The sequence below is a fragment of the Litoreibacter sp. genome, assembly GCF_039974535.1.
Taxonomy (GTDB): Bacteria; Pseudomonadota; Alphaproteobacteria; order Rhodobacterales; family Rhodobacteraceae; genus Litoreibacter.
This window is the reverse complement of the sequence record NZ_JBDWIU010000010.1, coordinates 506064-528284: the sequence shown is the minus strand read 5'-3', so window position 1 is coordinate 528284 and position 22221 is coordinate 506064. Positions and strand designations below refer to the sequence as shown.

The following is a 22221-nucleotide window of genomic DNA, read 5'->3' as shown; positions in this document are numbered from 1 at the left end:
GCCTAATGCGCCTCGGCCCAGTTCGCGCCCTGTCCGGCGTCGACCACCAAGGGCACGTCGAATTTCACGGCTGGGTCAGAGGCGTTTTCCATCACGTCGCGCACGGTGCTGATCGTCTTGTCCACGTCGGCTTCCGGCACCTCGAAGATCAATTCATCATGGACCTGTAGCAGCATTTTGCAGGGCAGGTCTTTAATCGCGGCGGGCATTTGGATCATCGCGCGGCGGATCACATCAGCGGCTGTGCCTTGGATCGGCGCGTTGATTGCCGCGCGTTTGGCAAAGCCCGCGCCGGGGCCTTTGGCGCTGATCTCTGGCGTGTTGATTTTGCGCCCGAACAGCGTTTGCACATAGCCGTGGTCTTTGGCGAATTGAACGGTCTCATCCATATAAGTGCGGATGCCGGGGAAGCGTTCAAAGTAGCGGTCGATGAACCCCTGCGCCTCGGAGCGCGGGATGCGCAAGTTGCGTGCTAAGCCAAAGCCGGAGATGCCGTAAATCACCCCAAAGTTGATTGCCTTGGCCTGACGGCGAATGTCAGGCGTCATCTCGTCCAACGGTACATCGAACATCTCGGAGGCGGTCATGGCGTGAATGTCATGACCGTCCTTGAAGGCTTGCTTGAGCGCATCAATACCCGCGACATGGGCGAGGATGCGCAGCTCAATTTGGCTATAGTCGAGCGACACCAAAACATTGCCCTGATCCGCCACGAAGGCTTCGCGGATGCGGCGACCCTCCTCGGAGCGCACGGGGATGTTTTGCAGGTTCGGGTCCGACGACGACAAGCGCCCCGTGTTGGCCCCTACGATGGAATAGCTTGTGTGCACACGGCCAGTGTCCGCGTTGATATGGGTTTGCAGCGCATCCGTGTAGGTGGACTTCAGCTTGGACAGTTGGCGCCAATCCAGAACCTTGCGCGGCAATTCATGCTCGGTCGCGAGGTCCTCCAGAATGTCGACGCCAGTGGAATATGCCCCCGTCTTGCCCTTCTTGCCGCCAGGGAGTTCCAACTTATCAAAGAGGATTTCACCAAGCTGCTTGGGCGAGCCCACGTTGAAGTCTTGGCCCGCAAGCTCGTGGATATCCGCCTCTAGCCCTGCCATCTTTTGGGCGAAGGAATTGGACATCCGGCTGAGCGTATCGCGATCAACTTTGACACCGTGCCGCTCCATTTGGGCCAGCACGGGAACCAAGGGACGCTCCAACGTCTCGTAAACAGTCGTGACGCCTTTCACATGCAATTGCGGCTTCAACACCTGCCACAGGCGAAGGGTGATGTCGGCATCCTCTGCGGCATAGGGCGTGGCGTCATCAATCGGCACGCGGTCAAAAGTGATCTGGCTTTTGCCCGTCCCCAGCAACGTCTTAATCGCGATTGGTTTGTGGTTCAGGTAGCGCTCCGACAGCGCGTCCATGCCGTGGCCGTGAAGGCCAGCGTTCAGGGCGTAACTGATCAACATGGTGTCGTCGAACTGCGTCACTTCCACCCCGTAGCGATGGAAGATTTTGGCGTCGTATTTCATGTTCTGCCCGATCTTGAGGATGCTTTCGTCCTCCAACATCGGCTTCAGAATATCGAGCGCCTCTTGCAGCGGCATTTGCCCCTCAGAGGGCGCATCCGCCCCGAACAGATCATCCCCGCCCTGCTTATGAGCCAGCGGAATATAGCAGGCATGGCCCGCGTTCACACACAGCGAGATGCCGACAAGATCCACCACCATATCGTCGAGGCCGGTTGTCTCGGTATCCACTGCCACGTGACCGTGCTCATAGGCCAAATCGACCCATTTTTGCAGCTCCGCGCCGTCGCGAACGGTGTCATAGACCGCGTCCTTGATCTCGGGCATTTCCGGTGCATCAGCTGACGCAGGGGCCGCGTCTTCGATCACCGGAGCCTCCGCGCCCAGCTTGTCTGCAATGCGCTTGGTCAGCGTGCGGAATTCCATGTCGGCCAAGAAGCCCAGCAGTTTTTCTGGGTCAGGGTCGCGCACCTCTAGATCATCAATAGAGAACTTCAGCGGCGTGGCCTCATCGAGCTGCACCAAGCGTTTGGACAGCTCAATTTGCGCGCGGTTGTCGATCAGGGTCTGGCGGCGTTTGGGCTGCTTGATCTCTTCGGCGCGGTCCAGCAGCTCCTCTAGGGAGCCGTATTCGTTGATCAGCAAGGCGGCGGTCTTAACCCCGATCCCGGGCGCGCCGGGCACGTTATCGGCGGTGTCGCCCGCCAGCGCTTGCACATCAACGACGCGGTTGGGGCCAACGCCAAACTTTTCCTCGACGCCTTCGACGTCAATGACGCGGTTCTTCATGGCGTCATACATCTCGACGCCACCACCGACGAGCTGCATCATGTCCTTGTCGCTAGAGATAATGGTGCAACGCCCGCCAAGTTCGCGTGCCTGCACGGCCAAGGTCGCGATGATGTCGTCGGCCTCATAGCCTTCCATCTCTTCGCAAGCGATGTTGAACGCGACTGTCGCCTCGCGGGTCAGGGGCATTTGCGGGCGCAAATCCTCGGGCATGGCCTCGCGGTTGGCCTTGTAGAGGTCGTACATGTCGTTGCGAAACGTGTGCGATCCTTTGTCAAAGATCACCGCCACATGTGTTGGCGCATCCGCGCCTGTGTTGCCCTCAACGTAGCGCTGCAACATGTTGCAAAAGCCCGCGACCGCCCCGATGGGCAGCCCGTCAGACTTGCGCGTCAGGGGCGGCAAGGCGTGGTAGGCGCGGAAGATAAAGGCAGAGCCGTCGATCAGGTGTAGATGGCAACCCTTGCCAAACGTCACTAGACTTTGCCCTCAAAGTCTTTGTGGATGATCTTCTTGTCGCAGTAAGGGCATTCAACGAAGCCTACCGCAGGGATTTGCAACCAAACGCGCGGGTGGCCCAACGCCCCTTCGCCGCCGTCGCACGCCACGCGCATGCTGTCCACAATTTCGATCTCGGGGGCTGCAGTGGCCATGATGAATCGTCCCATTACAAGAATAAATTAGAGGATGCGATCATAGCGGTCTGGCGCGTACGAACAAGAGGTGAGTCAGTGTGTCATGGCGCGGAATTGCAGATTTCAATCTCAGGGTCGCACTTCGCTCCGTACTCGGCCCTTAAGTGTGATGACGCGCAACGCGCGACCGGTAAAACTGCCAGCACCAGCGCCGAGCACACATGCAAAGATGATCGCGAAGCTAAGCCCTGCTTGGACTTGCGGCGCAACGACCCCCAACACCCCGTTCACAAAATTCGAGAAGAAAATCAGCATCAAAATTAAGATCGTCACCCGATCCCCTTTAAGTGTCATTTTCCAGCCGATTCTCTCTACGACCAAACCATCTTGCCACTTAAATGCGCCTGCTGCACCGATGAGGTAGCTGATCCCAAATGCCGCCCAACTAACCGATACATGGCTAAGCCCACCAACAGCATTGACCGCAGACAGGCCAAAAAGTGGGTAAAAGAAGTAGGGTATAACCGAGCTCTTACGGTCTCGCATTGCCATGACACCGACAATCACCAGCACCACGAACAACGGCCAAACCCACACTGGAGCGTTTTCCCAAATACCGAGAAGAATATTACCCATCGAAATAACCCAAATTTGAAGCCTAGCGGCACAATAGCCGCGATCATCTACGGGTACTTTCTCTATCGGTGCTTCGCCAGTGCAAATTAGCGCCATCAAATCGACAAAACAAAGTTGTTAGTTGAATATTCATCAATAATATCGAAGCAATAACTCCCAACACGCGCCGATTGATTGACCGCTCTTGCACCATACGAGCGTTGAGGTAGCTTACGATTAAAACGGACCTATGCCGCCGAGGAGTACCTACTATGTTGAAAGCCGGTCGAAACTTTCTTACATCCGCCCTATGTGCATTGACGATGAGCGCCCCTGCCCTTGCGGATGACTTCGTCTCGCCGGAGATTTTGATCCTAGGCGACAGTCAGATATCCTTTGGGTCCGGCCCCGCTTTCCTTGAGTTCTTTACTGACATTAAACAGCACTGCAGCCCCTCGCCCAAACAGGCGCAGAACCTCGCCCGTTTGGGGGAAATGCGTGTCGGTGTGATCGGCGTTCGCTCCACATCCATCGGGTCATGGATCGCGCGCAAGGGTGCTGCGAAGAACACGATTTGCAAAGAGGATCGCAAATGGCGTGTGAATGCAGGCACTTACGGCTTCATCAACATGACTGGCAATAAATACGTCCAGATCGGCAAGGGAAAGGAATACCAGTTCTGCACCCCTCAAAAATCCGCCTTCGAGCACATGTTTCGCGAGGATTACTACAACCCCAAGTTGCTGCTGATGTCCTTCTTGGGGAACTCCGCGAAACGCTGGGCAAATGACCCCCAGACTGCGATTGATGACGTCGAAGAAATGATGCGCCAATTGCCCAGCGATACCCCTTGCATATTTATGACCACAGCGCCGGCGTTCTCCAAGAAGATCGTCGATTTACGGCTGAAGGCCCAAAAGAACCTGATGACAGCCTTTGAAAAGACCGGCAGCCGGTGCACCTTCGTGCCGGGCGCTACCCCCAAAACGGTAGCCGCGAACCAAGGGAATAAGCACTACTTCCGCCTCAACAAACAGGGCATGGTGAAGGACCCCTATCACCCCAACCAGCGGGCGGCTAAAAACTTCTTCGCGCTGGAAATGGATGGTATTTGCAACGCAATATTCACCCAAGTTGACGACGCGATAAAGAACCCCTGAGGCGCTGATCACAAAGCTCACGCTCCTTCTGTCGGTTAGTTGATTGGGAGTTTTCCCGCCCTTTGTGTAGACTGGTCATCATCCAGAATTAGCTCAAAGGGCGACCTCATGCGACTAACACGCCGGTTATTTGTTACCAGCCTTCTAGCGACAACCGCCGCTGGGGTGGCGCACGCGAAGACTGTACACGAGTTGAACTTGTCTTCTTCAGGTCTGGCCCTGCGCGGGGTAGACCCAGTGTCCTACTTCGTCGCCGGAGAGCCGCAAAAAGGCAACAAGAGCATAAGCTTGGAGCATAAAGGCGGGACGTATCGCTTCACCTCGGAGGCCAACAAAGCTCTGTTTGAGAAAAACCCGGACAAATACCTCCCCGCGTTCGGCGGGTATTGCGCCTATGGCACCGCCGTGAACAATAAGGTCGATGGCGACCCCTACATTTGGCACATCGTGGATGGGCAACTTTACCTGAACATCACCCGCCCCGTTGATTGGGTCTGGCGCCGCAACGTGCCGAAATACATCAAAGACGCCAACAGAAACTGGAAGCGGATCAAATTCGATCCTGCGTGATCCAACCTAACTGGACGGCCTCAGTCCTGTTAGCGAGTGATAATATATAGATCACAAATCTGAGGCTGAGTTGTCGCGAAAACCCGTTGGCCTGTAATTGGTGGAGCGCCTGCGTCGCCTCATCGAGGCCAACACGTCAACCTAACCTCAGTCGACCTTCGACAACATCCGACCTAGCGGCCTGCCGCCAATAACGTGTACATGCAGATGCGGCACGTCCTGAACACCGTGCTGCCCTGTGTTGGCAATGGCACGAAAGCCGTCTTCACTGACGCCTTCTAGGCGGCAAACCTCACCGATGGCGCGCATGAAGCCGACCAGTTCCGCCTCGGACGCCTCTTGGGTGAAATGATCCATCGACACGTAAGCCCCCTTCGGGATCACCAATACATGGGTCGGTGCTGCAGGGGAAATATCGCGAAATGCCAAGGCGTGGTCGCTCTCGAAAACCGTATCATTCGGGATTTCACCGCGCAGAATTTTGGCGAAAATGTTCTGATCGTCGTAAACGTAGGCCATGGGGGTCAGTCCTCAAACAGGTAGTCGATGTTCAATATTTCACGCGCCTTATCCTCGGATATATCCATGAAGGCCATCAAGGGCGCGATATTTTCTTCACGTGATTGGTTTTCCGACACTTTGAAATAGTTCGGGAAATCCGCGTCCTTGATCTGATCGCTCTCGAACAAGAAGTTCTGCCGCACGGTAGGTAGCAACCGGTCGATGGTGTCTTGCGGCGTCATCTCCCCCGCGAGGCCCACACGTTTGGCGTGGCCTAACAGGTATTCATCCTCAAAGCGGCACTCGACTTCCAACAACCGTGTGGTGGAATTGTCCGAAAATAAATCGCTCAATAGATCCAAATTCGACGGATCAAGGCAGATCACCATTCGGTTTCGGTCATAATGATCATACAAAAGGCGCATCAACGCACGGCGGTGACGGGTCCGTTTGTCCAGCGTCGTCTGGATGCCGCCCAAGTCCGGTAGCACGGTCCCAGCTTCGTCGAACAGATACTCAGCCCCCTTCAACTCGGTATGCTCCAACACTCGGCTGAGCAGGCGCTTGGCGACATGCCACTTTTTGCAGGCAATAACCATCAATTCACGTTCGCGCCCCAATGAGCTTTCGCGTTCCCAAAAGCGCGTGGCAAAGCGGCGTCCAATGCGCCCCCTACCCGTCAAGAACTTGAACAACGTCCGCCCCTCGTTGGAGGTTTGGAAATCCATCCGCTCCGACGCGTAAAGGTCACCCAAGCGCTCCTTCAGCTCCAAGGCGTCAGGGGACACCTTGCGCGCGAACAAGAAGTCCTGACTTAGCAGCAGGTCATAGTGGTCATTATAGAATGTCACCGGCATCCCGTAGTCGGTGAACATCAAGAAGGTCAGCGTGCGTGTTCTGATCTCGGCGGCGGGCACCAAATGGCGCACCAACGTTTGAAAAAAGGTCTCGTCAGGGATCCACGTGGTTTTGAAGAACCGCATGACGTCGGGACGGTCTCGTGTAAAATCCAACACCCATTCCACCGTGCGCCTGCGCAAACACCACCATTGTGACCCGATCATCATTTGCAAATCTGAGGGGATTTCGCGTTTTAAGCCGAACTTCTTTTGCAGCTCAAAGGACGTATAGAACAGCCATTTATGTGCCCGCTCGTTAAACCAGTGGCGATAGATCAGCCGGTCACCCTTCATTCCGGTCTTAATCCAATCCGATGCGAAGAAGTCAAAGCTCTCAATGTAGTCAACATCACTCGAATCGAGCGCTTCATGGGCGTAAGTGGCCGATTTGATCGCCATGCAGTCCCCAGACAGCATGTAAAAATGCGTGGCCCGTGGAAACTCGTCAACCGCCGCACGCATTGCGTGTAATGTCGCTTGGACCAAGGACCATTCACCCCAGCCGCATTTGATGCGTTTTTTGGCGAATGCAACATTGGGATTATCATCCAACGCTTCGCGAATCTCTTTGTAGGCGGCAGGGTCCGCGCTGGCGTCGAAGTGAATGGCCATGCAGTCACCAGCAGCCGTCAGCCTTTCCGCCTGGTCGATAATCGCACCGGGGTCTTTATGACACAGAAGAATGAAGGCGATTTTTGCCATCTGGAATTTGCCCCCGGTCCCGTCTTAAAACTCTTTTAGGTTCACCTACATAACCTTAGCAGCGGTTGCTTAAACAGACCGTAATTGTAATTGTAAGTCCGATTGTGGCTAAAACGTAAACAATCGGCCATTTGGTACTAAAACGAGGACAGTAGTATGGGGTTTCCAGGGACCTGGATGACGGAAAGCGAAAGCATGGTGTACCGCGTGGTACCCAAATGTGCTTGCTCGTCCATTGGCCAGATTATGTATTATTCCGACCACGGCGAATTTTTTGACGGCGACATTCACGACGCGACCGGAAAAATGCACAAATGGGCGATTGAAAAAAGCCAGCCGAGGATCGAGAAAAACGTCACCTCCCATAAAAGCTACGCCTTTACCTGCGTGCGCAATCCCTATGGGCGCATCTTGTCGTCCTTCTTCGACAAAATTTGCGGCATACAACGCAACGGCAAGCGCTACCGCGGTAACTTGGTGCCACTGCTCGTTCAAAAATACGGCATTGAGGTCGGCGACCCCGACACGGGGTTTGAATTCGACCAGATCGAGTCGTTCCGCCGCTTCTTGCTCTTCGCGCGCGACACCATTCGCTGGAAGCGCCCGATGGATCCCGACATTCACTGGTCCGCCATGTCCGGCCACATCTCGACGTTTATTGTGAACGGCGGGCGCTACGACAACATCTTCTTCACCGAGACCTTCAACGACGGCATGCAATCCGTCATGGACTCCGTGGAAACCAAGCACGCCGTAGACGTCGCCAAAATTCCGCGCTTCAACGAAAGCGAAGGGCACGGGCCTAAGCGCGCGCACCCGATTGAGGACTACTTCGACGATCTGTCGATGCATTTGGTCTATGAAATCTACAAGCGCGACTTCAACCTGTTCAAATATGACTTCGATAACCCCGGCAACAAGATGCCTATCGGGGAGATCGACTTGGACGAGGTTCACGCCAAGCTGGGTGATTGATAGCAATTAGGATATGGCTGTGTGGTCTCATACAGCCATTCCAACCTAACCCAATGAGACCCGCGCTCGCTCCATAAACAGTGTTTCCCGACCGCCGTAGACGCCCAAGGTCTCGTTTCCGTAGCCGGCTTTTCTTGCAACATGCACCGAGGCCGAATGCGTCGGGTCGAAAATACATGTAGTTTTCGCGTAGTTCAGATGCGCATCCGCCCAACCCAGCATTCGAGTAACGGCTTCAGTGGCGTAGCCTTTCCCATGGGCGCCAGAGGTGAAGACCCAGCCCGCTTCGGGCGTTTCTCTCAGGCTCGGCTGGGTATCGCGTCGATAGTCTGCAAAGCCAACCTCCCCCAAAAACGCGCCATCGGTCTTGGATTCGACGACCCAATAGCCGAACCCCAACTGATACCAATGCCCCGTGTAGCGCAGCAAACGCGCCCAGGATTGTTCCTCGGTTGAGGGGATTCCGGATATATGAGCAACGACCAAAGGATCAGCCCACATCGATGTGAGCGCTGCGGCGTCACTGGCTTGATGCCCCCGAAGCCGCAGGCGATCAGTCTCAAGGGTTGGGACTAAATCACTCACAGGCATCAGGGTGCTTTCTAATTTCCGGTGCATTCACATGCCCCTATTTCAAGGGCTAGAGCAGCCCCTGTTCCTTAAACAATGCGGTCAGATCAGCTTCTGGACGCGCACCAATATGGGAAATCACCTCGGAGGCCGCGACGCAGCCCATCCGGCCACAAGTTTCCAAATCATGGCCTGCTGTAAGCGCCCAGAGGAACGCACCGGCGAACAAATCGCCCGCCCCTGTGGCATCTACGATTTGCACCGGCATTGCGGGCACATGCCAACGCTGGCCTTGTGACAGCACATGCGCGCCGTCTTCACCGTCGGTACACGCCACAATCGCGACCTCAGACGCCGCCATTGTTAATGCTGCGTCGAAATCTTCAGTTTCATACATCGACAGCATTTCTGCGCGGTTGCAGAACAACAGATCCACGTGATCCTTGATCAACGCGCGGAATGCGTCGCGGTGACGGCCAACGCAGAAAGGATCCGACAATGTGATCGACACGCGGCCACCAGCGCCCGTGCACGCATTAATGGCTTTGTCGAAGGCCGCTACAGATTCCGGCCCGTCAAAACGGTAGCCCTCAAGGTAGATCCACTCGGCCTGCGCCATTTGCTCTTCGTCGATGTCGTCCTCGCTCAGGAACTCGGTCACCCCCAGATAGGTGTTCATCGAGCGCTCCCCATCCGGTGTGACAAGAACGATGCAACGACCCGTTTCGGCCTCGTGAGACGCAGGTGCCAAGGGGGTTTCATAAACCGCACCCTGCGCGCGAAGGTCATGGGCAAAGATGGCGCCCAACTGGTCATCCTTCACCTTGCCAACATAGGCCGTTTTACCACCCAAGTGCGCAATGCCAGCAATCGTATTTGCAGCCGAGCCGCCAGAAATTTCCTTGGCAGGCCCGATCAGGTCATACAGCTCCACCCCACGTGCGCGGTCGGTCAGCTGCATGATGCCTTTGTCGATGCCGTTGTTCGCCAAAAACGCATCTGTTGTGGACGCCAATACGTCCACCATTGCGTTGCCGATACCGACGACTTGGAATTTCTTACTCATGGATTTTATCCTCAGAAGTGCACAGATCACGAATGATACAGTTGTTGCAAACCGGCTTGCGGGCCTTGCAGACATAACGCCCGTGCAAGATCAGCCAGTGGTGTGCGTGTTGTTGAAATTTGACGGGGATGTTGTCCTCGATGGCACGCTCGACCACATCCACGTTTTTGCCCGGACAAATGCCGGTGCGGTTGCCGATCCGGTAAATATGCGTGTCCACGGCTTGCGACGGATACTGCCACCACATGTTCAAAACAACATTGGCCGTTTTGCGCCCCACCCCCGGAAGCGAGATCAATGCCGCCCGCGAAGATGGCACCACACCGTCATAGTCATCCACCAAAATCTGGCTCAGCTTTATGACGTTCTTGGCCTTGTTGCGGTACAGTCCGATGGTCTTGATGTGTTCGGTCACGCCGTCCAGCCCAAGATCGAGCATCTTTTGTGGGGTGTCGGCAATCTCGAACAGCTTCTTGGTGGCCTTGTTGACCCCAATATCCGTGGCCTGCGCGGACAGCGCCACAGCCACGACCAACGTGTAGGCGTTGACGTGATCCAACTCTCCCTTAGGTTCGGGATCAGACGCGGCAAAGCGCGTGAATATCTCGTTGATCGTATGATAATCGAGCTGTTTGGCAGGCTTGGTCATATGCGCGGTATGCCCCGTTGCCCCGTTGGTGGCAAGGTTTTACCACCTCACAAGAATGCGCAAAAAACGGGTCGATACATGCCGCCTTGCGCCCTAAGCTGAGTGCATGGAACACAAAACCGACCACATCACCAACCACGACCAAGCCGCCGCCGCTGAGAGCAGCTACCACTACGGCCTTGTCAAACGCGCCATCGAGGCCATCGACGGCCATCAAGACGGGCCGCTCTCTCTCGACGCCTTGGCCGCCTCAATGCAGATGAGCCCCGCACACTTCCAACGCGTGTTCAGTAAATGGGCAGGCGTTTCGCCCAGCCGGTTGCAGCAATATCTGCGGCTTGGGCACGCGAAGGCTCTGCTTGAAGAGCGCTTCACCATGTTAGAGACATCGGGTGCGGTTGGCCTATCAGGCAGCGGGCGTTTGCATGATCTCTTTGTGAAGTGGGAAGCCATGAGCCCCGGTGATTTTGCCCGCAAGGGTGACGGATTGACCATCTATTGGGGCTGGTTTGAAAGCCCCTTTGGTCCTGCCTTGGTGATGGGCACCGACAAGGGCATTTGCGGCATCGGCTTTGGGGCCGAAACAGGAGAGCTTGCCGCGATGGAAGACTTGGTAAGCCGATGGCCCAAAGCCACCTATGTGGAAGACCCCGACATGCTGCGCCCCTGGGCCTTGGCGGCCTTTGGCGCGGACACACAAAACGCGCCACTCTACCTGATCGGCGCCCCCTTTCAGATCAAAGTCTGGGAGGCCCTTTTGAAGGTCCCATCAGGTCACGTCACCACCTATTCCGAAATCGCCAATACCGTAGGCCACCAAAAAGCAGTGCGCGCCGTGGGCACTGCGGTAGGGCGCAACCCGATTAGTTGGCTGATCCCTTGTCACCGCGCGTTGCGCAAGTCAGGCGGATTGGGTGGGTATCACTGGGGGTTGCCGGTAAAACGCGCTATGCTGGCCTATGAGGCGGCGAAAACCGGCCTATAGCCTGCGCGGATCACCGCCAACGACCCACCCTGTTTCAATGAATTGAACAGACAAGCGGCATCCCGCTTGGGGTAAATTTCTTGTGGGTTGCAACGGAAGCGCCGAGTCCCAACGTTAAAGGACCAAGCGCCGCCCGTTACGGCTCAACAAGGACAAACGACATGAAACCTATTCTTATGGCGATCCCCGCTGCTGCCGTAATCTTGGCGGGTTGCGACGCCACCACCGCTGACCACCGCACCAAAAACGGCGCGTTGATTGGGGCGGTTGTTGGCGGGGCTATCGGGGCCAACACAACCAGCGACAACAACCTTGAACGTGGCCTCATCGGTGCGGCCATTGGTGGGGCCGTAGGCGGATTGATTGGCAACGAGCTGGACAAGCAAGCCGATGATCTGCGCAGTGATCTGGGAAACAACAACGTGGACGTGGTCAACACGGGCTCGGAGCTGCGGGTCACCCTCCCCCAAGACCTGCTATTCGCGACCGATAGCACCTCCCTGCGCCCCGACCTACAGGCGGACTTGCGGGCTGTTGCGAACAACCTCAACGATTACCCTAACAGCAATGTGATCGTGGTCGGCCACACCGACAGCACAGGCGACGCGAGCTACAACCAAAACTTGTCCGAGCGCCGCGCCCAAGCGGTATCCTCGGTTCTAAGCCGCGCGGGCGTCGCTGGATCACGTTTGCGCGTAAGCGGGCAAGGCGAAAGCCAACCGGTCGCATCCAACGACAGCGTGGCGGGCCGCGCACAGAATCGCCGCGTAGAAATCATCATTCAACCGCATAGCTAATCTGTATCGGGCCGGCGGCATGTTTTCGCCGGCCTACGCTTCCCCCTTAACAAAACCACCAAAATCGCCTAATATCTGCCCATAACCCACGCCGAAAAGGCGGGATCCCTATACCGAGGCAGGTACCATGACTATCAAATCTATCGCAGCCTTTGCGGCTGTATCTATTGCTGTAAGCGCGTGCACGACAGACAGCATCTCCGATGTTAACAAATCCCAAACCGGCGCCATTATCGGCGGCGCGGTTGGTGGGCTCATCGGCGCATCCAGCGACGACAACAAATTGCTTAAGGGCATTGTGGGGGCCGGAATTGGCGCTGCCGCAGGCGGAGTGATCGGACATCAGCTGGACAAACAAGCCGCTGACCTGCGCCGCGACATCCCCAACGAGGACATCCAGATCGAGAACACCGGCGACGAGCTGCGCGTGACCATGCCGCAAGACCTGCTGTTCGCTGTGGACAGTTCCGACCTGGGTTATGGCTTGCGCGAAGATTTGCGCGCCTTGGCCAGCAACCTGCAAGACTACCCCGACACATCGGTCAACATTGTAGGTCACACGGATGACACAGGCTCGGACGGGCACAACTTCGATCTGTCAGAGCGCCGCGCACAAGCTGTGGCCTTCACCTTGGAAGATGGCGGCGTCACCCCGTCGCGCATCCAATCCTACGGCCAAGGCGAAACCCGCCCAGTTGCCTCGAACATCACCGAGGAGGGCCGCGCCCAGAACCGCCGCGTAGACATCATCATCCGTCCAAACGCAGCCTAAGTTCACTACACATGTCCCAAACGGCCCCCACCATGCGGGGCCGTTTTTTTGTTGTTTGGCGCTAGTCTTGGTCATATAAATTGACCAATTCAGCAAGGTGAACACATGCCGTTCAACAAAATAGAACCCGAAAAACTGTCCAACGCGGTTGTCCGCCAAATCGAGCTATTGATCTTACGTGGCATCCTGAAACCCGGTGAGCGGCTGCCGTCAGAGCGTGAACTGGCCGAAAAAATGGGCGTATCGCGCCCATCCTTGCGCGAAGCCGTCGCCAACCTACAAGATCGCGGATTGCTGGCGGCCAAGGCGGGCGCGGGCATCTATGTCGCCGAGGTCGTTGGTGCGGCCTTCTCGGACGCGCTGATCCAGCTATTCTCGGATCACGACGAGGCAGTCTTCGACTACATCTCCTTTCGCCGCGACTTGGAGGGCCTTGCCGCCGCGCGCGCCGCACGGTTGGGGTCAGACACGGACCTGAAAGTGGTCGACACCATCTACCGTAAAATGGAAGCCGCACATACGAAACGGAACCCTGCCGAAGAGGCGCAACTCGACGCCGAATTCCACCTCGCCATTATCGAGGCCAGCCACAACGTGATCATGCTCCATATGATGCGTGCGATGTTCCAAATGCTGCGCGAAGGCGTGTTCTACAACCGCAACGTGATGTTCAAACAGCGCACCACCCGCGACACACTACTGGAGCAGCACCGCGCGATAAACACCGCACTATTGGCCCGCGACGAAGACGGTGCCCGCGCAGCCGTGGAAGCCCATCTGAACTACGTCGAGCAAAGCCTGTCCCAAGATGCCAAGGCTCAGCAAAACGAAAGCATCGCAAAGCTGCGTCTAGAACATGAAACAGCTAAGTCTTAAGCGGCGCACCACCTGCGAAGGTATTCCCGTTTTGGTAGTCACAAGGCGCTTCTTGCATCTGCAAGTGCAGGCCTGACCCCGTGAACGGGTGCGCCTCTGCCAGTTCCTCATTTAACGTGATGCCCAGCCCAGCTGTCTCCGGCGGCGTGATGTAGCCATTCTCGACGCTCAACGCGCCACCGATAAGGTCCGCATGGAACGGTGTCTCGATGGTTTCGCACATCAGCAGGTTCGGGATGGAGGTGGCCAGATGGATATTCGCCGCCCATTCCACAGGACCAGCGTATAGGTGCGGCGCCATTTCAGCGTTGAACACTTCTGCCAGCCCCGCCAGCTTTTTGGTCTCCCAAATACCACCTGCGCGGCCCAAAGCGGGTTGCAATATCTTCACCCCGCCCGTGCGCAGAAGGGTCGCAAACTCGGCCTTTGTTGTCAGCCGTTCCCCCGCAGCAATTGGGATGCGCACCGCGTTTGCGACTTGCGCGAACTCCAACGGGTTGTCCGGCGGCAATGGCTCCTCGAACCACAAGGGCGAGAACTTCTCGATTGCCTGCCCTAACCGGATAGCACCCGACGTGTTGAACTGCCCATGGGTGCCAAACAATAGGTCCGCGCGGTCCCCGACGGCCCCACGGATCGCCTCGCAAAACGCCACCGATAGTGAGATGTCGAACATCGCTGGCTGGTTGCCTGAGTGGATCGTGTAGGGGCCGGCGGGGTCAAATTTCACCGCCGTATAGCCGCGATTAACCGCGTCCAATGCCGCCTCCGCAGCCATCTCGGGAGAGGTCCAAAATTCCGTCAAATCATGGTGCGGCAATGGATACAGATAGGTATAGGCGCGAATTTTGGGGTTCATCTTGCCCCCAAGCAACGCCCAAACCGGACGGCCTCGCGCCTTGCCCAGAATGTCCCAACACGCCATCTCCAAGCCAGAAAACGCGCCCATAACCGTCGGATCGGGCCGCTGGGTGAAGCCGGATGAATAGACACGGCGGAACATCAATTCGATGTTTTCGGGATTTTCACCTTCGATGTGCCGCGTGAAGACATCCTCGATCACAGCCCGCATGGCGTCAGGCCCAACAGCGGAGGCATAGACCTCCCCAATGCCCTCAATCCCGCAAGCGGTGGTCAGCTTCACAAATAACCAATACTGCCCGCCCCACCCCGGTGCAGGCGGCGCAGTTACGATGATTTTGAGGTCTTGTAGCTTCATTTGAACACAATCACATTGCGACGCGCGGAGCCTGAGCGCGTATCGGCAATGGCCTCGTTAATCTCATCAAGGGACCAGCGGCCCGACACCAATTCATCAAGCTTCAAGCGACCTTGGTTATAGAGGTCGACCAGCCACGGAATGTCGCGCTTCAGGACAACATCGCCCATCTTGGTGCCTTTCATGCCTTGCGCCATGGCCCCGAAAATCACGGGCTCGTATGTGGCCTTGTCGCCGGAATGCGGCATGCCGACCAGATACATATCACCACCCGACCCAAGGAAACGCGGGGCGCTGTCAAACGCTGGGATCGCGCCCACCGTGATCATCACGGCATCCGCCATCTTGCCGCCAGTGATCTCGGCCACCTTTTTCCACGGTTTCGGGTCGGTGGCCAAAACGCCGTCAGTTGCGCCGAACTCCTTTGCCGCTTCCAGCTTTTCCGGTGTCATATCGACCGCAATGATCCGCGCAGCCCCCGAAATTGCGGCCCCTTGGATCGCGTTCAATCCAACGCCACCCGCGCCAATCACCACAACGTTTTGTCCAGGGCGTACCTTGGCCGTGTTCACCACTGCGCCGACCCCTGTGATGACCCCGCAAGACAACAGGGACGCCGCATCCATCGGAATGCCGTCGGGGATAGGAGCGATCTGGCTTTGGTCAACGACCGCGCGCTCCGCGAAGGCGCCACAGGCCAAGCCGTGCTCCAACGCGTCTCCGTTCGGCATACTCAATGGGCCGGACATTCGATCATAAGGCGTGGCGCATTGCGTGGGCACCCCCGATGCACAGGGCGTGCAGGTCGCGCAGGACCGGATCAGCGTCACAAGAACGGCGTCCCCGATGGCCACTCCAGTGACCCCCTCGCCCAAGGCCGACACACGGCCCGCGGCCTCGTGCCCATAGACCGCCGGCAAATCCCCGCCCCATCCGCCATCGATAAAGGAGATATCCGAGAAACAAACAGCACATGCTTCCAAGTCCACCTCCACTTCGCCGGCTTGGGGGGCGCGAAGCTCTACCTCTTCAATGGTAAGGGGCGCGCCAAATTCGTGGCACACTGCGGCTTTGACTTTGCTCATCTAAGGGTCCTCGCGGAATGTTACCCTTGAACACAAGCTGCGAAATTGGCACTTCGCAAGGGCGTTAAGCGACATTCATGTCCTAAAGCCGCTTTTTTTGACTTCACCCGCAACTATGAGGTGCCTGCCCCGTGTTAATCGATCTTGGACATATCACGCTAAACGTCGCTGAAGATGGCGACCCAAATGGCGCACCCGTAGTCTTTTCCAATTCACTTGGCACATCGCTTGAGCTTTGGGACAAGGTCATCCCGCTGCTTCCACAAAGCTTGCGAATAATTCGCTACGACATGCGTGGCCATGGACTATCCGACGTGCCTGACGCACCCTATTCAATGGGCGTTCTGGTGCGTGACGCGGAAACACTGTTGGACCATCTGGGCGTTCGCGACTGCGTCTTCATCGGACTATCAGTTGGCGGCATGATCGCCCAAGGGCTTGCCACCAAACGGCTGGACCAAGTGCGCGCCATGGTGCTGTCGAACAGCGCCGCTAAAATGGGACACGGGGCGATGTGGAAAGACCGCATGGCCGCCGTCGAGGCAGATGGCATCGAAAGCATCGCGGACGGTGTGATCGAGAAATGGTTCTCTCGCAATTTCGTCAAAACCCCTGAACTGGCCAAATGGCGCGACATGCTGACGAGCACGCCAAAGCAAGGCTACCTCGGGGCTTGCGCAGCTATTGCGGGCACGGACTTCTACACCACCACCGCCAAGCTCACGCTTCCCACATTGGCCATCGCGGGTAGCGAAGACGGGGCCTCCCCACCGGACCTGATCCGCGAAACCGCAGACCTAATCCGTGGCAGCCAGTTTGAGCTGATCCGCCGCGCAGGGCATCTTCCATGCGTGGAGCAGCCAGAAATCTTTGCGTCGTTGCTGACACAATTCTTGAGCGACATTGGCCACACGTAAGCCTTGCCATGCGACAAGTGCATCTCCATCAAGGGCGCTATGAAGAAAAATCTACCCATCACCTTTATCATGATTACCGTCCTCATCGATGCGATGGGTATCGGGTTAATCATGCCCGTCATGCCGGAGCTGATCCAAGACGTGGGCCAGACGGGCATCTCGGGCGCGGCTATTTGGGGTGGTATCCTATCGGCGGTATTCGCGCTGATGCAGTTTCTCTTCTCCCCCACTGTCGGGGCATTGTCAGATCGATTTGGGCGGCGTCCGGTGCTGCTCACCTCCAACGGGGTGATGGCTTTTGACTATGTGCTTATGGCGTTGGCGGGCACGATTTGGTTGCTGTTGATCGGGCGCATTATCGGCGGGATCACCGCCGCGACCCATGCGACCGCAAATGCCTTCATGGCGGATGTATCCCCACAGGAAAAGAAGTCGCAAAACTTCGGACTAATCGGCGCGGCCTTCGGTGTGGGGTTTGTCCTTGGCCCCGTAATTGGCGGCCTGTTGGGAGAGCTTGGTCCACGCGCGCCGTTTTGGGCTGCAGCCATCCTTGCGGGAGCAAATTTTGTCTTCGGCTACTTTGTCTTGCCAGAAACCGTCACTCCCGAAAAGCGACGTGCCTTTGAGTGGCGCCGCGCGAACCCCATCGGCGGTTTGCAAGCCGTCACCGCCCTGCCCGGCCTAGGCTCAATGCTGTCAGTCTACTTCTTCTACCAAATAGCCAACATGGTTTATCCGGCCATTTGGGCCTACTACACCGCCGCCAGTTTTGGCTGGTCACCCGGCATCATCGGCGCATCTTTGGCGATTTACGGGATATCGATGGCCGTGACCCAAGCCGTGTTGATCCGGTGGATCATCGCGAAACTGGGTGAGGTGCGCACCGTTTATTGGGGCCTTGTCTACAACGCGGCGACCTTGGCGATGATGGCCTTCATCACCAATGGCACATGGCTGTTAATCCTGACCCCGCTGGCCGCATTTGGGGCTGTGGTTGGCCCCGCGCTGCAATCCGTTATGTCGGCGCGCGCCGCCGACAACCAACAAGGAGAGCTGCTGGGTGTCATGTCATCAATCAACGCCTTAGGCATGATCTTCGCGCCGCTGGCCTTCACCCGCGTGTTTTCCTATTTCACGGGCGAGGACGTGGCGCTGTTCCTTCCAGGTGCCGCATTCCTGCTGGCGATGGGGTTAATGCTTGTCGCCTGGGTTATGGTCGCGCGAGCGTTTACGCGTCCCACAACCGCAGATGCGCCATGATCTGCCCGTGATCCGACGCCAGCTTGTTGTAAGGCGCTTCCTCGTGGGAGCCGTCGGTCAGGTGGTCATTGAACACCGAGAAATATGACATCTCCCCGATCTGACCTTTGCCACCCGTGAAGTGCCGTGACAGCAATATCTGGTCAATGCTCTCAAACACCCCGCCAAAGGCCGATGTGTAGACCATGTCGCGCAGGGATTTGCGCACAAACAGCTTCTCGCAGCTTTCCAGCCGAACCGCCTCGATCTTCTCTTGGATGATCTCGTTCTCTTCGTCCGTGTAACGGTCGTTAGATTTCTTCGCGTCGTGACGCCGCATCCATGCGTAGTTTTTGAACGGGCGTTCACCCGCGATGATCTCAGAGCTGACCGCGTTTTCGCTGTCGTTGAAGTCGCCCAATACGATGACAGGGTTGCCGCCTTTGATCTCCTCGACGATCAGTTGACGCAGCACCCAAGCCTCTGCCATCCGGCGCGTCGCCGCCCGAAGTGCGCCCAAGGCGCGGCCAACGGGGTCGTAGTTGACCAGATCAACTTCCGGCGCTTGCCCGCCTTCGGGGTGCACAAATTCACCGAGCTTGGATTTCAGGTGACAGTTGAACACCGTGACCACCTGTTTGCCGACGGGAATACGTGCCTTCAGGATCGGGCGCGATAGCCGGTCCAAGCGGAAAGACCCGCCGTCGCCCTCCCCCATCAACCCGAAGGGGATGACCAGATCGGGGTCCACGTCTTGGATCACCTCCGGCGTTCCGACAAAGCCATAGCGCGACAAGATCGCCAAGCCCGGGCGGCGCTCTCCTGGTCCGCCATCGTTGACATTGGGCGCGAAGGCTAAGGCTGCGTCGGTGTAATCCGCATAGGCCAGCTTGCGAAAAATCGCCTTGCGCGCGTAGCGTTTCTTGCGGTCAGGCACCGCGTCCTCGTTGGAGGCTTTGCCGCGCAAGTCCGCCTCATCAATCACGTCTTGAAGCGGGGCTTTGTCAAAAATCTCCTGAAAGCCCACGATGTCCGCGTTCAGGGTAAACACCTGATCCGCCAGCCAGTCTTCCTTCCATGCGTGCTCCTCTGGGGTGTATTTTTCGAAGCGGTAGTATTCTTGATCCGCCCCGATCAGGTTTTTCACGTTGAAGCTGGCAATGGTAAAATCAGTCATGCGTCTTTCCCGTATTTAGTAAGCGCCAATTGGAACACGTCAGCATCGACATTGCCCCCAGAGGCCACGGCGATGACGTCGTCCCCCTCAATCTTGTCGCCATGATAAAGCGCCGCGGCCAGCGCAATCGCGCCCCCCGGCTCTAACACCACCTTAAGGCGGGCGAAGGCCACAGCCATGGCCCGCAGGCAGTCCTCTTCAGGCACCACGATGCCCGAGCCACACAACCGTTTCAGCAGCGGGAAGGTTACATCCCCCGGTTGCGGCGTAATGATCGCATCACAGATAGAGCCTGAAAGATTGGCGTTTCGCTTGATCTCGCCGGCCTCAAGGGAGCGGGCCACATCGTCGAAATGCTCCGGCTCCACAGGCCGCACGCGCATATCAGGGGCTTTGGCCTCCAACGCCAAGGCCACACCGGCGGTCAAGCCGCCACCACCGCAGCACACCAAAACTTCGGACGCGTTGACGCCTAACTCTGCCGATTGCGCGACGATCTCCAAGCCAACCGTGCCTTGCCCCGCAATAACCAACGGCTCGTCAAAGGGTTTGACCAAGGTGAGGCCACGGTCCTGCGACAAGCGCGCGCCGATCTCATCGCGGTCCTGCGTGGCGCGGTCGTATAGCACCACCTCCGCCCCAAGGGCGCGGGTGTTGTCGATTTTCATTTGCGGCGCGTCGGCGGGCATCACGATCACCGCCGATGTGCCGTGCTCCCTTGCCGCCAAGGCCACACCTTGGGCGTGGTTGCCGGACGAAAAGGCGATGACGCCTGCCTTCAACACATCATCGGGCAATGACGACAACGCCGACCACGCCCCGCGAAACTTGAACGATCCGGTGTGCTGCAATGCCTCGGCTTTCACGAACACCCGCCGCCCCGCGATCTTGTCCATGAAGGGGGACGACAGCATCGGTGTGCGCCGCGCGTGGCCGTGAATACGCGTGGCGGCGGCCTCAATCATCTCAATGTTCATCTCATTTCCTCAATCCACGCCTTGATGGTGAGCAGGGACTCCGGTTCGTCTAAGAACGGCACGTGACCCCGACCTTGCACCTCGACCGACAGCATATCGGGTCTGCGTTTTTCCATCGCCATCGCTGTCTCACGGCTCAACAGGTCCGAGTTCCCCCCCCTAAGCAGTGCCAGCGGCAGTCCGTTCATTGCGTCGAAGAACGGCCAAAGATCAGGGGTCAGGTTTTGCGGCACAGAGAGCACCGCCTCGCGCAATTTGGGGTCGTAGTTGATGTCTAGGCCGTCCGGCTTTTGGACGTAGTGCTTGTGCGCCTCCGCGCGCCAACGCTCCTCTGGGACATCCGTGAAACCCGCCATGAGTTTGGCCCGCTGAACAGTCGCCTCGTCGTAATTTTTGAAGCTCGGGCGGCGACCAAGGTAGCCTTTGATGGCCTCTATCCCCGCCTCCGCGATGTCCGGCCCAATGTCGTTCAGGCAAGCCCCCAGCAGCCGGTCTTTCACAGTAGCCGCCAAGCCCATCGCGATCAGACCGCCCCGCGAGGTGCCCAATATCGCGGCCTTCTCAAGACCCAAATGATCCAGCAGGGCAATCGCATCCATCCCCTCTTGCGGCAGCGTGTAGGTGGACGGGTCGGCCCAGTCAGATTGACCACGACCGCGGTAATCCATGCGGATCAAGCGCACGCCTGTCAGATGCGGTGCCACATAATCGAAGTCAGAGCTGTTCCGCGTCAGGCCCGCGAGGCACAGGACGGGAAGCCCCTCGCCTTCGTCCGTGTAGTGCAGGGATATGCCATCTGCGGCCGTGAACTTGCTCATAAAGAGGCCGCCAGATCTGGGATCGTTGTCAGATCACTCAGTACATGCGCAGGTGTCCATGGCAGGCGGTCCACAGGCTCGCCCGCGCGGTTCACCCATGCAGTCCTAAACCCGTAGCCCGTCGCACACGCCGCGTCCCAACCGTTGGAGGACACAAATAGCACCTCGTCCTTGGCGCAGCCAAACCGTTTGCACACCAAGTCATAGACCGAAGAATGTGGCTTGAAGACACCGACATCCTCAACCGACAAAACGTCGTCCAAGGTCTCGCCAATTCCGGCTGAGGTCACAGCACCGTCCAGCATATTCGGCGACCCGTTCGACAAGATCGCCGTGTTCATCCCTGCTGCTTTTAGCTGTGCCAACATGAAGGGCACCTCCTTATAGGCGCGCAATTCCCAATAGAGCGCCAACAGTCGCTCGCGCAGTTCGGCGTCATCCAAGCCGTTGGCCTCCATCGCCCAATCCAGCCCGTTTTGCGTGACGTCCCAGAAATCCGCATGGTCACCTGTGACCGCACGCAACCATGTGTATTGCAGCTGCTTGTTGCGCCAATCGCCCGCCAGCTTTTGCCAACAGGCCGCGAGCTTATCACGTCCCGGCTCTTCAGCTGCAAGGCGCGCGGCGGCAGAGACATCGAACAAAGTGCCGTAAGCGTCAAAAACACATGTGGTGATTGGCATTAAATTTCCTCCGGTTTGCGGT

Annotated in this window: 23 protein-coding genes; 9 read left to right on the top strand and 14 right to left on the bottom strand. The window is 57.4% G+C overall.

The features are described 5' to 3' along the window. Positions 1 to 2: 2 nt before the first annotated feature. The 3 genes from polA to ABJN86_RS10255 form a co-directional block, all read right to left on the bottom strand. Positions 3 to 2789 (bottom strand): DNA polymerase I, encoded by a 2787-nt coding sequence (polA, locus tag ABJN86_RS10265; protein ID WP_348366863.1) that lies wholly within the window; start codon positions 2787 to 2789, stop codon positions 3 to 5. Then, on the bottom strand, positions 2789 to 2965 hold the full coding sequence (locus ABJN86_RS10260) for a zinc-finger domain-containing protein (protein WP_348366862.1): 177 nt from the start codon (positions 2963 to 2965) through the stop codon (positions 2789 to 2791). Before ABJN86_RS10260 ends, polA begins: the two co-directional genes overlap by 1 nt. A gap of 111 nt (positions 2966 to 3076) precedes the next feature. Then, the gene (locus tag ABJN86_RS10255; RefSeq protein WP_348366860.1) at positions 3077 to 3583 is read right to left on the bottom strand and encodes a hypothetical protein; all 507 of its coding nucleotides are present in this window, start codon (positions 3581 to 3583) and stop codon (positions 3077 to 3079) included. A gap of 251 nt (positions 3584 to 3834) precedes the next feature. Here ABJN86_RS10255 and ABJN86_RS10250 point away from each other — a divergent pair, with 251 nt between their 5' ends. Both ABJN86_RS10250 and ABJN86_RS10245 read left to right on the top strand, forming a co-directional pair. After that, positions 3835 to 4722: an SGNH/GDSL hydrolase family protein gene (locus tag ABJN86_RS10250; RefSeq protein WP_348366858.1), complete on the top strand. Its 888-nt coding sequence runs from the start codon at positions 3835 to 3837 to the stop codon at positions 4720 to 4722. 108 nt (positions 4723 to 4830) lie between these two features. Further along, entirely contained in the window at positions 4831 to 5292 is a 462-nt protein-coding gene (locus ABJN86_RS10245) for a YHS domain-containing (seleno)protein (RefSeq protein WP_348366857.1), read from the top strand. Between the two features lie 147 nt (positions 5293 to 5439). On the opposite strand, the gene ABJN86_RS10240 is transcribed toward ABJN86_RS10245, so the two are convergent. Together ABJN86_RS10240 and ABJN86_RS10235 are read right to left on the bottom strand one after the other, a co-directional pair. Beyond that, on the bottom strand, positions 5440 to 5811 hold the full coding sequence (locus tag ABJN86_RS10240; protein WP_348366855.1) for a histidine triad nucleotide-binding protein: 372 nt from the start codon (positions 5809 to 5811) through the stop codon (positions 5440 to 5442). Positions 5812 to 5816: 5 nt separating this feature from the next. Beyond that, positions 5817 to 7394, bottom strand: coding sequence for a DUF5928 domain-containing protein (locus ABJN86_RS10235; protein WP_348366853.1), 1578 nt, complete (start codon positions 7392 to 7394; stop codon positions 5817 to 5819). A gap of 156 nt (positions 7395 to 7550) precedes the next feature. Between ABJN86_RS10235 and ABJN86_RS10230 the strand changes: the two genes are divergently transcribed. Beyond that, entirely contained in the window at positions 7551 to 8369 is an 819-nt protein-coding gene (locus ABJN86_RS10230; protein ID WP_348366851.1) for a sulfotransferase family protein, read from the top strand. Positions 8370 to 8414: 45 nt separating this feature from the next. Here ABJN86_RS10230 and ABJN86_RS10225 read toward each other — a convergent pair whose 3' ends face one another. From ABJN86_RS10225 to nth, 3 genes are read right to left on the bottom strand one after another with little or no spacing between them, the layout of a single operon-like run. Next, on the bottom strand, positions 8415 to 8987 hold the full coding sequence (locus ABJN86_RS10225; protein ID WP_348366849.1) for a GNAT family N-acetyltransferase: 573 nt from the start codon (positions 8985 to 8987) through the stop codon (positions 8415 to 8417). 22 nt (positions 8988 to 9009) lie between these two features. Next, the gene (locus tag ABJN86_RS10220) at positions 9010 to 10005 is read right to left on the bottom strand and encodes an adenosine kinase (RefSeq protein ID WP_348366848.1); all 996 of its coding nucleotides are present in this window, start codon (positions 10003 to 10005) and stop codon (positions 9010 to 9012) included. Next, entirely contained in the window at positions 9998 to 10654 is a 657-nt protein-coding gene (gene nth / locus ABJN86_RS10215; protein ID WP_348366846.1) for an endonuclease III, read from the bottom strand. Before nth ends, ABJN86_RS10220 begins: the two co-directional genes overlap by 8 nt. A gap of 106 nt (positions 10655 to 10760) precedes the next feature. Between nth and ABJN86_RS10210 the strand changes: the two genes are divergently transcribed. The 4 genes from ABJN86_RS10210 to ABJN86_RS10195 all read left to right on the top strand — a co-directional run bounded on the left by ABJN86_RS10210 (position 10761) and on the right by ABJN86_RS10195 (position 14084). Continuing rightward, entirely contained in the window at positions 10761 to 11639 is an 879-nt protein-coding gene (locus ABJN86_RS10210; RefSeq protein ID WP_348366845.1) for a bifunctional helix-turn-helix domain-containing protein/methylated-DNA--[protein]-cysteine S-methyltransferase, read from the top strand. Between the two features lie 161 nt (positions 11640 to 11800). Further along, a complete protein-coding gene (locus tag ABJN86_RS10205; RefSeq protein ID WP_348366843.1) occupies positions 11801 to 12436 on the top strand; it encodes an OmpA family protein in 636 nt (211 codons plus the stop codon). A 127-nt stretch (positions 12437 to 12563) separates the two neighbouring features. Continuing rightward, the gene (locus ABJN86_RS10200; RefSeq protein ID WP_348366841.1) at positions 12564 to 13208 is read left to right on the top strand and encodes an OmpA family protein; all 645 of its coding nucleotides are present in this window, start codon (positions 12564 to 12566) and stop codon (positions 13206 to 13208) included. Between the two features lie 105 nt (positions 13209 to 13313). Then, positions 13314 to 14084, top strand: a complete 771-nt coding sequence (locus ABJN86_RS10195; protein WP_348366839.1) for a FadR/GntR family transcriptional regulator — start codon at positions 13314 to 13316, stop codon at positions 14082 to 14084. Here the strand turns inward: ABJN86_RS10195 and ABJN86_RS10190 are convergent. After that, on the bottom strand, positions 14074 to 15303 hold the full coding sequence (locus ABJN86_RS10190) for a mandelate racemase/muconate lactonizing enzyme family protein (RefSeq protein ID WP_348366837.1): 1230 nt from the start codon (positions 15301 to 15303) through the stop codon (positions 14074 to 14076). The genes ABJN86_RS10195 and ABJN86_RS10190 overlap by 11 nt on opposite strands. After that, positions 15300 to 16388: a Zn-dependent alcohol dehydrogenase gene (locus tag ABJN86_RS10185; protein ID WP_348366836.1), complete on the bottom strand. Its 1089-nt coding sequence runs from the start codon at positions 16386 to 16388 to the stop codon at positions 15300 to 15302. The genes ABJN86_RS10190 and ABJN86_RS10185 overlap by 4 nt, the downstream gene beginning before the upstream one ends. 131 nt (positions 16389 to 16519) lie before the next feature. Here ABJN86_RS10185 and pcaD point away from each other — a divergent pair, with 131 nt between their 5' ends. Together pcaD and ABJN86_RS10175 are read left to right on the top strand one after the other, a co-directional pair. Then, the gene (gene pcaD, locus ABJN86_RS10180) at positions 16520 to 17305 is read left to right on the top strand and encodes a 3-oxoadipate enol-lactonase (protein ID WP_348366834.1); all 786 of its coding nucleotides are present in this window, start codon (positions 16520 to 16522) and stop codon (positions 17303 to 17305) included. A 39-nt stretch (positions 17306 to 17344) separates the two neighbouring features. Next, complete coding sequence (locus tag ABJN86_RS10175) at positions 17345 to 18565, top strand: TCR/Tet family MFS transporter (RefSeq protein ID WP_348366832.1); 1221 nt, start codon at positions 17345 to 17347, stop codon at positions 18563 to 18565. Here ABJN86_RS10175 and ABJN86_RS10170 read toward each other — a convergent pair. From ABJN86_RS10170 to ABJN86_RS10155, 4 genes are read right to left on the bottom strand one after another with little or no spacing between them, the layout of a single operon-like run. Beyond that, on the bottom strand, positions 18534 to 19721 hold the full coding sequence (locus tag ABJN86_RS10170; RefSeq protein ID WP_348366830.1) for an endonuclease/exonuclease/phosphatase family protein: 1188 nt from the start codon (positions 19719 to 19721) through the stop codon (positions 18534 to 18536). The genes ABJN86_RS10175 and ABJN86_RS10170 overlap by 32 nt on opposite strands. Then, positions 19718 to 20698 (bottom strand): threonine/serine dehydratase, encoded by a 981-nt coding sequence (locus ABJN86_RS10165; RefSeq protein WP_348366829.1) that lies wholly within the window; start codon positions 20696 to 20698, stop codon positions 19718 to 19720. Before ABJN86_RS10165 ends, ABJN86_RS10170 begins: the two co-directional genes overlap by 4 nt. Continuing rightward, positions 20695 to 21516, bottom strand: a complete 822-nt coding sequence (locus ABJN86_RS10160) for an alpha/beta hydrolase (RefSeq protein ID WP_348366827.1) — start codon at positions 21514 to 21516, stop codon at positions 20695 to 20697. The genes ABJN86_RS10165 and ABJN86_RS10160 overlap by 4 nt, the downstream gene beginning before the upstream one ends. Further along, a complete protein-coding gene (locus ABJN86_RS10155; protein ID WP_348366825.1) occupies positions 21513 to 22199 on the bottom strand; it encodes a haloacid dehalogenase type II in 687 nt (228 codons plus the stop codon). Before ABJN86_RS10155 ends, ABJN86_RS10160 begins: the two co-directional genes overlap by 4 nt. Positions 22200 to 22221: the final 22 nt, after the last annotated feature.

Bases quoted from the DNA above. Each gene is read 5' to 3' on its own strand.
- ABJN86_RS10260 (WP_348366862.1), bottom strand. From the start codon at position 2,965: ATGGCCACTGCAGCCCCCGAGATCGAAATTGTGGACAGCATGCGCGTG.
- ABJN86_RS10255 (WP_348366860.1), bottom strand. From the start codon at position 3,583: ATGGGTAATATTCTTCTCGGTATTTGGGAAAACGCTCCAGTGTGGGTT.
- ABJN86_RS10250 (WP_348366858.1), top strand. From the start codon at position 3,835: ATGTTGAAAGCCGGTCGAAACTTTCTTACATCCGCCCTATGTGCATTG.
- ABJN86_RS10245 (WP_348366857.1), top strand. From the start codon at position 4,831: ATGCGACTAACACGCCGGTTATTTGTTACCAGCCTTCTAGCGACAACC.
- ABJN86_RS10240 (WP_348366855.1), bottom strand. From the start codon at position 5,811: ATGGCCTACGTTTACGACGATCAGAACATTTTCGCCAAAATTCTGCGC.
- ABJN86_RS10235 (WP_348366853.1), bottom strand. From the start codon at position 7,394: ATGGCAAAAATCGCCTTCATTCTTCTGTGTCATAAAGACCCCGGTGCG.
- ABJN86_RS10230 (WP_348366851.1), top strand. From the start codon at position 7,551: ATGGGGTTTCCAGGGACCTGGATGACGGAAAGCGAAAGCATGGTGTAC.
- ABJN86_RS10225 (WP_348366849.1), bottom strand. From the start codon at position 8,987: ATGCACCGGAAATTAGAAAGCACCCTGATGCCTGTGAGTGATTTAGTC.
- ABJN86_RS10220 (WP_348366848.1), bottom strand. From the start codon at position 10,005: ATGAGTAAGAAATTCCAAGTCGTCGGTATCGGCAACGCAATGGTGGAC.
- nth (WP_348366846.1), bottom strand. From the start codon at position 10,654: ATGACCAAGCCTGCCAAACAGCTCGATTATCATACGATCAACGAGATA.
- ABJN86_RS10210 (WP_348366845.1), top strand. From the start codon at position 10,761: ATGGAACACAAAACCGACCACATCACCAACCACGACCAAGCCGCCGCC.
- ABJN86_RS10205 (WP_348366843.1), top strand. From the start codon at position 11,801: ATGAAACCTATTCTTATGGCGATCCCCGCTGCTGCCGTAATCTTGGCG.
- ABJN86_RS10200 (WP_348366841.1), top strand. From the start codon at position 12,564: ATGACTATCAAATCTATCGCAGCCTTTGCGGCTGTATCTATTGCTGTA.
- ABJN86_RS10195 (WP_348366839.1), top strand. From the start codon at position 13,314: ATGCCGTTCAACAAAATAGAACCCGAAAAACTGTCCAACGCGGTTGTC.
- ABJN86_RS10190 (WP_348366837.1), bottom strand. From the start codon at position 15,303: ATGAAGCTACAAGACCTCAAAATCATCGTAACTGCGCCGCCTGCACCG.
- ABJN86_RS10185 (WP_348366836.1), bottom strand. From the start codon at position 16,388: ATGAGCAAAGTCAAAGCCGCAGTGTGCCACGAATTTGGCGCGCCCCTT.
- ABJN86_RS10175 (WP_348366832.1), top strand. From the start codon at position 17,345: ATGAAGAAAAATCTACCCATCACCTTTATCATGATTACCGTCCTCATC.
- ABJN86_RS10170 (WP_348366830.1), bottom strand. From the start codon at position 19,721: ATGACTGATTTTACCATTGCCAGCTTCAACGTGAAAAACCTGATCGGG.
- ABJN86_RS10165 (WP_348366829.1), bottom strand. From the start codon at position 20,698: ATGAACATTGAGATGATTGAGGCCGCCGCCACGCGTATTCACGGCCAC.
- ABJN86_RS10160 (WP_348366827.1), bottom strand. From the start codon at position 21,516: ATGAGCAAGTTCACGGCCGCAGATGGCATATCCCTGCACTACACGGAC.
- ABJN86_RS10155 (WP_348366825.1), bottom strand. From the start codon at position 22,199: ATGCCAATCACCACATGTGTTTTTGACGCTTACGGCACTTTGTTCGAT.